The 12,661-nt window shown below is 42.0% G+C and carries 12 protein-coding genes; 3 read left to right on the top strand and 9 right to left on the bottom strand.

The annotated features are described in order from the left end of the window. Nucleotides 1–61 precede the first annotated feature (61 nt). The 8 genes from U5O15_02060 to U5O15_02025 form a co-directional block, all read right to left on the bottom strand. Complete coding sequence (locus U5O15_02060; GenBank protein MDZ7859448.1) at nt 62–664, bottom strand: CDP-alcohol phosphatidyltransferase family protein; 603 nt, start codon at nt 662–664, stop codon at nt 62–64. 71 nt (nt 665–735) lie between these two features. Then, nucleotides 736–1,422 carry a 16S rRNA (cytidine(1402)-2'-O)-methyltransferase gene (rsmI, locus tag U5O15_02055; GenBank protein MDZ7859447.1) on the bottom strand — a complete coding sequence of 229 codons (687 nt, stop codon included), beginning with the start codon at nt 1,420–1,422 and terminating at the stop codon, nt 736–738. Between the two features lie 8 nt (nt 1,423–1,430). Next, on the bottom strand, nt 1,431–2,459 hold the full coding sequence (locus U5O15_02050) for a GntG family PLP-dependent aldolase (GenBank protein ID MDZ7859446.1): 1,029 nt from the start codon (nt 2,457–2,459) through the stop codon (nt 1,431–1,433). 183 nt (nt 2,460–2,642) lie between these two features. After that, nucleotides 2,643–2,921, bottom strand: a complete 279-nt coding sequence (locus U5O15_02045; GenBank protein ID MDZ7859445.1) for an HU family DNA-binding protein — start codon at nt 2,919–2,921, stop codon at nt 2,643–2,645. Nucleotides 2,922–3,357: 436 nt separating this feature from the next. Beyond that, nucleotides 3,358–4,122 carry a 7-carboxy-7-deazaguanine synthase QueE gene (locus U5O15_02040; protein MDZ7859444.1) on the bottom strand — a complete coding sequence of 255 codons (765 nt, stop codon included), beginning with the start codon at nt 4,120–4,122 and terminating at the stop codon, nt 3,358–3,360. Between the two features lie 51 nt (nt 4,123–4,173). Beyond that, nucleotides 4,174–4,755 carry a DUF366 family protein gene (locus U5O15_02035; GenBank protein ID MDZ7859443.1) on the bottom strand — a complete coding sequence of 194 codons (582 nt, stop codon included), beginning with the start codon at nt 4,753–4,755 and terminating at the stop codon, nt 4,174–4,176. After that, entirely contained in the window at nt 4,755–5,462 is a 708-nt protein-coding gene (locus U5O15_02030) for a 7-cyano-7-deazaguanine synthase (protein ID MDZ7859442.1), read from the bottom strand. Before U5O15_02030 ends, U5O15_02035 begins: the two co-directional genes overlap by 1 nt. Next, complete coding sequence (locus tag U5O15_02025) at nt 5,452–5,847, bottom strand: 6-carboxytetrahydropterin synthase (protein MDZ7859441.1); 396 nt, start codon at nt 5,845–5,847, stop codon at nt 5,452–5,454. Before U5O15_02025 ends, U5O15_02030 begins: the two co-directional genes overlap by 11 nt. A 214-nt stretch (nt 5,848–6,061) precedes the next feature. On the opposite strand from U5O15_02025, the gene U5O15_02020 reads away from it, so the two are divergent. Continuing rightward, complete coding sequence (locus U5O15_02020) at nt 6,062–9,925, top strand: hypothetical protein (protein MDZ7859440.1); 3,864 nt, start codon at nt 6,062–6,064, stop codon at nt 9,923–9,925. Beyond that, nucleotides 9,925–11,235: a tetratricopeptide repeat protein gene (locus tag U5O15_02015; protein ID MDZ7859439.1), complete on the top strand. Its 1,311-nt coding sequence runs from the start codon at nt 9,925–9,927 to the stop codon at nt 11,233–11,235. The genes U5O15_02020 and U5O15_02015 overlap by 1 nt, the downstream gene beginning before the upstream one ends. A gap of 81 nt (nt 11,236–11,316) precedes the next feature. Here the strand turns inward: U5O15_02015 and U5O15_02010 are convergent, their stop codons facing one another. Then, nucleotides 11,317–11,529: a cold shock domain-containing protein gene (locus U5O15_02010; GenBank protein MDZ7859438.1), complete on the bottom strand. Its 213-nt coding sequence runs from the start codon at nt 11,527–11,529 to the stop codon at nt 11,317–11,319. Nucleotides 11,530–11,931: 402 nt separating this feature from the next. Between U5O15_02010 and U5O15_02005 the strand changes: the two genes are divergently transcribed. Continuing rightward, entirely contained in the window at nt 11,932–12,660 is a 729-nt protein-coding gene (locus tag U5O15_02005) for a metallophosphoesterase family protein (protein MDZ7859437.1), read from the top strand. Nucleotide 12,661: the final 1 nt, after the last annotated feature.

Raw genomic sequence — 12,661 nt, 5'->3', positions numbered from 1 at the left:
TTTCGGTTATGGAAAAACAAAAACCTAATTCTTAATCAACAAAAAAAACCGAAAAAAGATGCTACAGATCTTTACCCATTGTCAATTTTCCCACATGAACAACCCGCTGAATAAATGTAAAGACAGTTAAAAAGGCAAGTACAGCAATAACAGTAACAAGTGTAACCCCGCCAAATATCAACCCCACGATAAGCAGAATAATCCTCTCCGGTCTTTCAAGAAATCCTATTTCACACCTGACGCCAAGTCCTTCAGCTCTCGCTCTGGCATAGCTCGTAAGGAGAGACCCCGACATGGCAATAAGAACGAGAATTATATAAAAACTGCTCACGGGAACCTTACCCGCATAGTATAAAACCAACGCGCCGAAATAAGCGAGTTCCGCTACCCGGTCCCCCGTGGAATCAAAGAAAGCCCCAAAAACAGTTACTTTTTCACCTTTTCTCGCGAGTGAACCATCTATTATATCGCATAGACCGGAAATCGCGAGCGCTACACCCCCGGCAAACAGCTTGCCGCCGGCAACCAGAAAAGCTCCGACTAAACTAATTAAGATGCCCGCTGAAGTAATAGTTAATGGTGAAATACCCATTAAGGAAATCAAAGAAACAAGAGGCGTTAGAAGTCTTCTAAAAAAATTTTTGATTTCAGTTTTTACAGACAAAATAAATCCTCTCACTTTCTCCTGATGAGGTATTATTAAACTTAAGCCCCGTTTATGTCAAGAGCTTCCATTTATTTATTGCCGGCGTTTCCCTTGATAAGCAGTGTAATTTCCCCTTTGACCTTTTTAGAAGAAAAATACTCAATTAGTTCACTCACTCGGCCTCTGCGAATATCTTCATATCTCTTTGTCAGTTCCCTTGCTACAACAACATCTCTATCTCCAAGAACTCTCTCTATATATTCAAGTGTCTTCAATAAACGGTATGGACTTTCGAAGAAGATTGAAGTTTCTTTTCTCTTACCCGCCTTTTCTATAAGCTTTTCCTTTTTTCCCTTTTTCCTGGGCATATATCCAAAGAAAGTAAATCTGTCGGGAGGAAAGCCTGAAAGAACAAGCGCGCTAATTGGAGCGGTTGGACCCGGCACCACGGTAAATTCAATGTCATTCTTTATAAGTTCCCTTATAAGGTAGAATCCCGGATCGGATATCAACGGAGTGCCTCCGTCTGTAACAAGGGCCATTCTTAGACCTTCGTTCAGCCCTTTTATAACATCCGGCGTAACTCTCTTCTTGTTATGATCATGATACGCTCTCAGCTTAGTGTTGATTTTATACCGTGAAAGAAGAATTCCGGTTTTCCTCTTATCTTCTGCCAGTATTAAATCAACATCTCTTAATGTTACTGCCGCCCTTTCCGAAAAATCGCCGAGATTACCTATAGGAGTGCTTACAAAATAAAATTGGAAAAGTCTCATTGCATTTTTTAGATTCCAGGAAATACCTTCTCAAAATATTCGATATCTTCAAAGGAAATATCCAGATGAGTGACCATACGAATTTTTCTGCCCCCGAAAGGTAAACAGAGAATACCGGATTTAGCCAGTTTACTTACAACGGAATCTGCATCTATAGAATTATCGGTAATCTCGAAAATCACGATATTCGTCTCTACACGATAAACAAGTTTAAATCGCGGGTCGGCCTTTATCACTTCTGCTATTCTTGAAGCCTTTTCATGATCTTCGGTCAGACGTTCTATGTTATGATCGATCGCGTATAGGCATGCCGCCGCCAAATGACCCGCCTGCCTCCATCCTCCTCCCAACCTCTTACGCCAGTCTCTGGCTCTTTTAATCGTTTCAGCATCGGAGGCAATAACCGATCCCACCGGTGCTCCAAGGCCTTTAGAAAAACATACATTCACAGAATCGGCAAGCCGGGCCCATCTGTCAAACGGAATCCCCGAAGCGATAACGGCATTCGCCAGGCGAGCTCCATCCATATGAGTCCTCAGATTGAATTCCGCCGCGAAACTGGAAATATCCTTTAATTCATCGAATGGGTAAATTGTCCCGCCGCCTCGATTATGAGTGTTTTCAACACAAACGAGTGAAGTGCGAGGATAATGGAAATTATCGGGTCTGACAGCAAGAGGCAATTCATCAACAGGAAGAAAACCGCCGGAACCGTCAAAAGGATGAAGCTGCAGCCCGCCAATTACCGCCGAACCGGCGGCTTCGTAATTAAATATATGGCTGTTTCTATCAAGAAGAACCTCGTCTCCGGGTCTTGTCTGGGAAATCAAGGCAAGCAGGTTAGCCATAGTGCCGCTGATCACAAACAGCGCCTTTTCCTTACCGAGAAGCTTCGCAATCCTTTCTTCAAAAAGCTCTACGGTAGGGTCATCCCCCAGCACATCGTCACCAACCTCAGCTTCACACATCGCCTCTTTCATTCCGGGAGAGCATCTTGTAACTGTATCGCTTCTCAAATCTATTACTCTTTTATCCAATCAATCACCACTTAGTCAATTCCATGAAAGACGGTAATAATACACCTCCGCGGCAAATACTTTAACCGATTAATATATTCAGCCGCGGCACTGAATATAAAAAAGTAATCATCCAGCTTCACCATTATAGGCGGAGAGAGGGAAATATCATGCTCGCCTCAAAAAGATCTCAATCAGTGTGAATTAAGCTTGAGCAACAAGCTCTTTTAATTCACGGGAGACCTTGAATACGGGCACAAGCCTTTCGGGCACCGGAACAGGTTCCCCGGTCCTCGGGTTTCTGGCCATCCTCGCCTTACGACGCTTCACCTTGAAGGTTCCGAATCCCCTGATTTCAAAATGTTCGCCGTTTGCCAATCCATTTGAAATACAACTAAGGAATCCCTCGACCGATTCAGCTACTTCCTTTTTTGTCAAACCGGTCTTATTGGCTATGTCCTCAACTATGTCAGCCTTTGTCATCTACCCCTCCTTTATTAAGGTATGAAAACAAGTCCCATGAACTGACTTAAACACTAAGTCCTAGTATTACAATTTCTTAAAGCAAAATACGGACAGGTGTCAAGTAATTTTATCAGTTTATTTTATAACCTGCCGGCAAACAAGTTTAAAATAAGTTCCTCACTGTTGCAATTTCGACATTCATATATTGCGATTTCGAAGAAAATGTATTCTTTCTTAAGCAGTGTTAAAAAAATTACAAGGAATAACAGGAAACTCTGAGAAACATTTCATTAAAAGCCGGTTCTTTGATAACACTTGTTTGGCAAGGACTTACAGGGTTTAATGACAATTTGAATATAAATCTGGTATGCAGCTTGCTCAAACAAATAGTCGCTGCGAGGTGGTCGCCGCCTTCACGAACCCGACCCTGCATCGAATCATCTCGCGGCATTATTCATAAAACTCCAAGCAGCCTATGACACTGAGGAATAAGTTTTACATTCTCGAGGTACTTTGACGCGTCATCATAAAACTTGATCATCAAGTCAGAATCGACAGCCAGTCTCAAATCACCCCCGCCGTTATTTGTCAATAGAGTCGCGGGCTGGATTACAAACGGAATAGAGCTGTCAAATCCTGAGACTAATGACACGCTCTCTCTAAATTCATTCAAGTCCACAGAAGATGAGACAACTACTTTGCAGAAAAATTTCTTTGCTGAAATCTCTCTGAGAACCTCACTGTATATAGGAAAGAAATCTCCTCCACCGCAAAGAGAGGGAAGCTTGATATCAAGAGCGATTATATCGATAAACCTTTTGACCGTTCTGATTGACGAAAGCTCAAGACCGTTGGTTTCAAGATATACCGGCAGGGATCTTTTCCTGAAAATCTTCAGAAATTCTGTCAGAAACGCGGGCTGCTCAAGCGGCTCTCCACCGGTAATACTAAGGGAATGTACATTCGCGGAGTCTGCGAGCAGTCTGCTTACAAGCGAAAACGCGGTTTCGGGGAGAATGGGGTTGGAGACTCTGCTCGTTCCTCCAGCTTCATGAAAACAACACACCTTGTTTTCCTCCACGTCATTCTGAGTGTCGCAATACACACAATGCCTGGAGCAGCCGGCCATTCTCAGGAAAACCTGCATAACTCCCACATACTCGCCTTCACCCTGAATAGAACGAAAGATTTCTGAAATATATCCTGTGATTTTTCCCATTGTATTAGACTATAACATAGCGCGGTTTAGTAATACTTAAAAAATCTCCGCCTAATATCTTCCCCTTACTTTTCTGAGCGCCATCTCAACTGAATTACATTCCCGGCGGTACTTTTCAAGGGTTTCTTCAGCCATCCATTTCACTTCAACGCCGAACTCTTCAAGGCCCGCGGCGGGTACCGGGGCACCTTCAGGATCGATGTTAATTCCAAAATGAAAAACAGCAGAAACAGGGGTAAGTGTTGAAATCGCCACGGTCAGCTTTCTATTTTCAATGAAGAGATCATCTCCAGATCTGTCTAATTCGATATCACGAACACACTTTTGAAAAAGATCCTTCACTACCGATGCGAATACTCTCAACCTGAAATTAGCTTCACGGAGAGGGCAGCCAAAATGCTCCCCGATAAAGTGAAGCATATTCGCGGACTCAATAGTGCTTCCCGCTTCCGCGTCTTCAAGATCAACAAGGCTATCGCCTCTCACACTGCATGAACCGGCAAAAGCGACAACCCCGTCGTTTTTTATGCCTGAGAGTTCTCTGACAAAATGTCCCCTGAGTTCATCGCCTGAATAATCAATTGGCCTCCCTAACCATTTCGTTTCGAGAACTGAATATTTACCACTATTCACTATTCCTCCTCAGCGAAAGAGATCACTTCCGCGGCGCCCATCCCCTCAATGGCAGACTTTAATTTCATGCATGAATAACATTTTCCGCACATCAATTTGCCGCCGCCGTAGCAACTCCACAAGTATTTCCAGGGTATTGAAAGCTTCATCCCTTCTTTAGCTATCCTCTTCTTGTCAAAATCCAGAGTAGGACTTTCAACACGGATATCCTTTCTAACTCCAATATCCAGCGCGCGGTTAACCGCGTCGACATAAATGCTGCTGTTATCAGGAAATAGGCGCGATTCTTCTCTGTTGAATCCAGTTATAATCACCGAACACTGCTTCCATGACGCAAATGCCGCGGCAATATTAAGAAAAATACCGTTTCTGTTTTCTACCCAGGCTGAAGAGGGGTCCCTCTTATTTTCCTGTCCAACTTCTACATTTCTAAAATCGTCTTCCTTTTGCAAAACTTCTCTTGTCAAAGAAGAGGAGGAACCTTCCCCAAGCCATGGCAGTTTTACATACTCTATGGGAAGCTGATAAAAGCCGGCAATTCTTCTGACAGCTGACCTTTCTCTTTCAAGAGCATGCTGGTTATATTCAAAGAACAGAACTGTTTTAAGTTTATACCGCCTCTGCGCGACAGCGAGAGCCACGGTTGAATCCAGCCCGCCGGAAAGCAGCACCAGAGCGTTTTCAATAGAATTGTCTCTATCGTTCACCGTAACGCACCATATCTGTTGGAGTTTCCCAGAGCTCTATCTCTACAAGTTTTCCGCCTTCATAATGGATATTTTCACGGCAAATCCTGAAGATTTCCGCCGCTATATTTTCAGACGTAGGGTTTTTCCTGTCAAAAGGTTTAACTTCATTCAAATTACGATGATCAAAACGAGGTAATAATTCACGTGAAAGGTCCGACTTGAGCTTAATATAATCAGCTGATATCCCGTCATCTCCCAAGGCAGTAAAACGATAATAGGCGCGGACAACCCAATTATGCCCATGGAGTCTCGCGCAGTCACCGGGATAATCCCTCAACAAATGGGAAGCGGAAAACTGAACCTCTGTTGAAACTGTGTAATACACATTTTTTTTATTTTCCATAATATCTTCTATTCCCAATTCAGTCTAATTATTGCAAGTCCGTTGTGCAAAGTGCAAAAAGAATATATTTAATGCATGCCTTTCATTCAACATCTTAATTCTAAAACTTAAACTTATCAACGATTAATAAAATTAGCCGAATTACTGAAAGATGGAACATATTTCGCTTAAATACAACCGAGAGGCTAATATCCAGTAAACTAAAGGACATAAATTGTTTTTAACCGAAGAAAAGGTTTTAAAGAGGGTATATCAGGACATAAGCAGAGGCGACCTCGAAAGGGCGCTGAGAAACGCCCTGAAAGGACACGAGAAGTGGCCCGGTAATTTTGATATATCGATGGAACTGATTCAGCTGCGCGTCGACCTCGCTGACTTTCAAAAAGCGGCAAAACTGCTGAAATCAACTTCGCGGAACAACCCGGGCAAAAAGAAGGAAATCTTACAGTTTTCTCAGGAGATATTCTATCAGACTGCAAACCCCTTTATTGGAAGCTTTGTATTAGAATCGCTTATAAGAGGTAAAAACCTTGAACGCGCGAACGATTTTCTCGGCACCGCGTCTGAAGAATATTTGGCAGATTTAACTGCCCGTTCAAAAACAAAATCCAGTGGATTTATCAAGAGAGGAATGACAAATTCTGCGAAATTTACTGATAATGAAATCCTTCTGGGCCTCTTGCACATTCAAAAACGCGAGTTCGAACCCGCCCTCTCCTACATGCTAAACGCCCTTGAAAACTCGCCTGAACACGTAGAGACAATCGGCAAGATAATTCTCTCTATCAAGAGTGAACTGCATGAGTCCTCACTCTTGGAATATATACTCGGATTCGCGTCAATGCTTCTCGACCACCCCGATAAGGCTGAGAAGAGATTCTTTAAATCAGCGGCTCTAGCGAATCCTCCTCTGGAAAAGATCCTTGATATAATTTGTGACTCTGAGAAAAAGTCGGAAAACCATCTGTTACTAAAGGGTGAAGTTCTTATAAGGCTGGGGAAGGAAAATGAGGGCACAGGCTCAATCAAGAAATACTTAGCGTATGAAGAAGAACGCCGGCAAAAAAGAGATGAAAAGGATAGAATAGATCAGTCCCTCCCGGGGCGTATAAACAAAGAGGAATTCGTTATCGACAGATTGACAAACCTGCTGATAGATAATGATTTGCCCGGAACAACATTTCTGCTTTGTGACGTGCTTTCCGATATTAAAAATTACAAAGAAGCTGTAGCCAGGCTGGAAAAACTGGCTGAGACAACAGGAAATAATAATTCTGAAATTACTTCGCGGATTGAAAAAAATGAGGACCTTTTTAAAACCGCGCCTGCTCAAAGACTGCTGGCAATTCTCTATACAGACACTGAAAATTATAGAAAAGCACAAAGCGCCTATAACATGGCCTGTGAGATGGACCCGACACTGATTCCTGAACTTATCGATTACGTGCAAACTCATATTGAACAAAAAGGGGGAACCAAACTGCCCCTTATGATTCTCACTGAACTTTACGCGATGAGCAAAAATTCTGAAAAAGCTAATGAATTCCTGCAAAAATTAAAGGAATTAGATTCTGTTGATGAGGCAGAAGTCTTTGAAATTACTGCAAAAGTGATAAAAAACTGCGGTGCTACAATCGGCAATCTCCTTTCATCAATCGAAATATGCATGGCTGATAATGATATCTCAGGTTCCATCCCGTACCTTATTGAATTCTGCGAGGCAAATCCTGATAAGCATTCCGAATTCGCTTCAAGGCTAAAGGATCTTGCCGGGGACAGAAAAGAGAATTGGTCTTTTGTTTCGGAATTAATCGATGCCGTAAAGGAAGAAAACGATCTTTCAAAACCATTTCAGCTTTTACAAGCTCACTCACAGCTTCATTCGGGAAAAATAGAAAAGGCTGTATTTTCTTACGATCAACTTATGATATCCGACGAGGATATAAAGCTTGATGTCATAGGTGAATACGAAAAAGTATTAAACGATAATATTGACAACACAACTCTTCTTCTGGCTCTTTATCAACTGCATTCGGATGAAGGACGGCTTGTCCAAGCTGCTCATTTCCTCGGTAAAGCGCTTGAATCCGATCCATCCCAAATCAGAGACGTGATGTCCAGCTTCGATAAAATATTGGAAAATGAACACGACAACACAGCAGTGTGGGAAGAACTCCTTCGCAGCTCTCTGGCTATAAATCACACAGGTCTCGCGCAGGAAATACTCACAAGAGCGTTATCGGCGCTTGACAGGAATGAAGCCTCTCAGCTTTATACTTATGGAGCGATTATATCCCGTAAAAACAACGATTTGGATGAATCATTACGATGTCTGTCCATGGCTCTGACTTCAGAGAAACCCGATTTGATATCAATCGAGAAAGAACTGAACGAGATAATAAAAATCAACCCCGATAACCCCGAGGCGATTTATCTGAAGGGTGAAACGTACTTGCAGCTCGGAGATGAGGATAAAGCTGCAGCTAATTTCAAGAGATGCGTCGAACTTTCTCCGGAACACCGCGGCATAATCTCTAAGAAACTTGATAACGCCATCTCTGTCAGCGCGAAACCATGGCTGCTGAATAAACTGCTCGGTTTGATCGCCTGGAAACAAGATAGACGGGAAGAAGCTCTCGCGTTACTGTCAAAAGCGCAGAAAGGCACTGAAGAATCTGTAAAAGAACTGGGAGAAGAGCTTGAAAAGCTGCTCTCCGAGGCTGGCGGCAATTCAAAGCTAAGAAAACTCTACGCTGAAAACCTGCGCTTAGAAAACAAGTTTCCTGAATCCGCGAAGGAAATTGAAATACTGCTTTCAGAAAACAACAGCTCTGCTTCCGAGGCGATCTCTTTCCTTACCCTGATCACCGAAGAAGAGCCCCTGCAATTCGACGCGAACAGGCTTCTGACTGAACTTTTCTTAAATAACGGAGAAACAGGTAAATCATTAACTTCTGCCGTCAATATGCTTTCCTCAGATGAAGCTGACCCGGTACGGATAGAAGAAAGCGCTGAAAGGTTCTTTGAAACCCATAAGGAAAACGGGGAATTTCTTATCGGCTGCGCCCGCATCAAGGCTCTGGCAGACAAAGAAAATTCAGCCCTTGATTTATACCGCGACGCACTCGGAATTGACGAAAAGAGCTGTAAGCGGATTCTTGCCGAGCTTAGCAACCATAGATGGCCCGAGACCCTGGCCGCAAAAATGGAAAGATTAAGGACTGACTGCCTTTTATCAGACGGTGATTATGAAAAAGCATTTGAATCCTTACAGAATCTGACAGGTATAAAGGACTTCAAATCTGATGAAATAATCTCAAGAATTAACACTCTGATCGAGAAACAGCAGAAGCCGGAGTACTTCTCCCTGGCACTGAAATTATACGCTGAAAAACAAAGCTTTGACGAAGCTTGTGATCTTATCAAAAGCAAAGCTGAAGCACTTAGCGGCGAAGAAATAATAAAACTCAAGATAGAACTCGCCGGGCTTGCCGCTATAGGAAATTTCAAGAAACTTTCTTTAAAACTTTTTTCGGAAGTAGTAAAAGAATGTGACGACAGAAAAGATATATTAAAGCAAATTGAAAAAACAATTATATCGATTACGGACGAAGAGCTTTCAAAAGGAATCTCTAAAGCGGAAAACGGAACAATAGGAGAAGAAGAAGCTGTAAGAGTGGTTAACACCGCTCTCGACAGAGAAAGACCCGCGGACGCTCTAAAAGTATTGAAAAAGAGCAATATGTCACGGGATGTAAGGCTGTATCTAACTGGAAAAACTTATCTTGCCGCTGAAAGACCGGTTATGGCCGTGGCGCTTCTATCGTCTCTCACAAAGGAGAACTCACTTCCTTCCGTTAAAAAAGCTCAAACCCTGTACCTTCTGGGCAAAGCCAGCGAAATATTACACGACCACGGACGAGCGTCATCATCGTTTATGAAAATAATTGAAATTCACGGTGAATATCTGGACGCCGGGAAAAGGGCTGAAGAAAACTACATAAGGTTTATAGATTCAGAAATTTGTCGTAATACAATGGTTATTGAAAAAACGGGAAGTTTATTAAATACACTCTAATGAAAGGAAGAATCATGAAGATCTGTCCCCTTATAACGCAAACCAGCATAATTGAAGATTATGGAAAAGAATCACTGGTCCTGGAAGCTGAAGAAAACGAAATTACGAAAGATGAAAATGGAAAGAATGATGAAGAATCTACTGACAACAATCCCTTTATTAATCCGGAAGTGCCCGAAGAAAGGAAAATGGAACAAAAGGCAGATGAGACCGGCACACAGGAACAGAAGGTCCATTACATAGCGAAATCCTTTAAAGGACAAGTTAATTGTCTTAGAGAAAGCTGCAGATTTTATGACGATGAAAAAGAGGTCTGCCGCTTCGAGGAATTAATTCGCGGTATCTCCTTAAGAAATGAAGAGATGAAGGAAACGGGTAAAATAGTTGAAGCTCTCGATGAATACAGGGAAATCCAGCAGGAAAACAAGAAAAGCATTTCCGAATCGCTCGAGAAAATGCAAGAGAGTAATTCAGAAATAAAAACCGGTTTGATTGAATCTTTCAAAGAAGAGGTCGAGGAGATAAAAGAATTATTCTCCTCAGCGATTGAGGAAAATAAGGTAATTATTGAATCAATCTCCGATATAGTTGCCGAAAAAACAGAGGACCTTGAAGAAAGCATTAAAGAAAGAGACAACAACATTGAATCATTCAGAAATGATGTATCCGAGTGGAAAGAAACACTTCACAAGAATATCGAAACGCTTGAATCGAGCCTCGGGAAGAATAAGGAACTAACTGAAGAACTCTCTGCCAATTACTCTGGAATTGTGAAAATGGTCGAGAATCAGGAACAGACTCTGGCTGAACAGAAAACGAAAAACAATATTTCAGAAGCGAAACGTATCAATAACGCAGGGGTTATGGCTTATCATAACGGTCAGTACAAAAAAGCTGAAGAGCTATTTAACCGGGCCATAGAACTCAACAGCGAATTTACGGAAGCGTATAATAATCTTGGTCTGACACATACTGAGACCGGTGAAGAGACAAAAGCTACAGAAGCATTTAAGAAAGCGATAGAACTAAACCCCGAACTAGCGACAACGTATAACAATCTTGGATACGCCTTCTACAGACTTGAATCCTATTCCGAGGCTATTGAAATGTACAACGAAGCAATAAACAAAAGCAAAAACAACAGCTCCGCATACACAAACCTTGGAAACGCCTATTACAAACTGGACAGAATCGAGGAGGCCATCGAAGCGTGGGAAAAGGCTGTTGAAATCGATCCGGCTAATGAAAAAGCGCGCCGGAACCTGAAACGTTTCTATACTGAAGAAGAAAATGAACTTTCTTTAGGGTAACGCGCTCAGGCTGTAATTTAGTAATTTTTGTGTTGTGTAAGGAAGAATTCTTCAGGGGAATATCCGCTGGCACCTTCTATTCTACTTAACCTGATTTATCTTCTTTACCCTGACTGCCTGAATTCCTTTGAACTTTTCTTCGAGTTCATACTCGACATTTTCATTCTCGCTCAAAGTTCTGAACCCTTCTCCAACAATGTCAGAATAATGTACATAAATATTTTTTCCATCTTCCTGTCTTATAAATCCGTATCCTCTGTTTTCATTAAACCACTTGACCTTCCCCTGCATCACTGTTGAAAACCTCCTTAAGATATAACTCAATAATATCCCGTTAAATATAATCATTTAACAATAATTATTGTATCAAAACACACCTCTATTTATCAAGATTAAAATAAGAATAGGTATTTACCCTCATTCTTATAAGCCCTTTATATCAAAGAGCTGAAACTGCCTAAACGACAAACAACTTGCCCCCGGATTAATAAACAGTCTGTAAATCCTTCTTTAACCCGAGGGCCTGTTGTATTGGCACTTTTCTTGCGTTTTTCATCATAGGGAAAATAGCATTTTGATACCGAATAATTAGGTGTTACGGTAAATAAAGATGAATTTATGCGTAAATGCTGATAAGAGAGGATTCAACCTGTATCGACAGATAAGAATTTGTTTTACTGTGAGACGGGAGGTTGTATGAAATATCTTGTTTTCTCAGATATACACGGGAATCTTGAATCCTTTGAAGAGATTCTCGAAGAGGCAGAAACAATACATCCCGATATGATAATCTCACTTGGAGATGTTGTCGGTTACGGCGCGGATCCCGGAAAATGTATAGAACTTGTTGAAGAATACGCTCAGATCAAAATCTGCGGGAATCACGACATGGCGGCCGCGGGTTTGATATCCACCGCCGATTTTAATTCCGTTGCCAGAGAATCTATCAGGTGGACATCTGATATTCTGAACGAAAGACAGCTGAAGGCTTTAAAAAAATACGAACCTGCATACCATTATGGAGATTGCATATTCTCGCACGCCTCACCCCTCTCTCCCCTCAAATGGGAATATATACTTGACATCTCTCAGGCGACAAAAATATTCAAACATTTCAATGAGAAATTTATCTTCATCGGACACACCCACATTCCGGGAATTATAAGTTATGGAGAAAATGAGGGAGCGAGAATCATCAGAAATACACTGACCCATATCAATCCGAAGAAACGTTATTTAATAAACACGGGAAGTGTCGGACAATCCCGTGACGGAATGAACGCCGGCAGTTTTACCGTACTTGATACTGTCAGAGGAATAATAAATCAGAGACGAGTGAAATACGATTTTACTCCGACTCAGGGGAAGATACTGGCCGCCGGACTCCCCGGCATTCTCGCGAGCAGGCTGGAAACGGGAGAATAAA

This window comes from Candidatus Krumholzibacteriota bacterium (assembly GCA_034520215.1).
Lineage (GTDB): Bacteria > Krumholzibacteriota > Krumholzibacteriia > Krumholzibacteriales > WJIX01 > JAGHBT01.
This window is presented reverse-complemented; position numbering and strand designations above follow the sequence as displayed.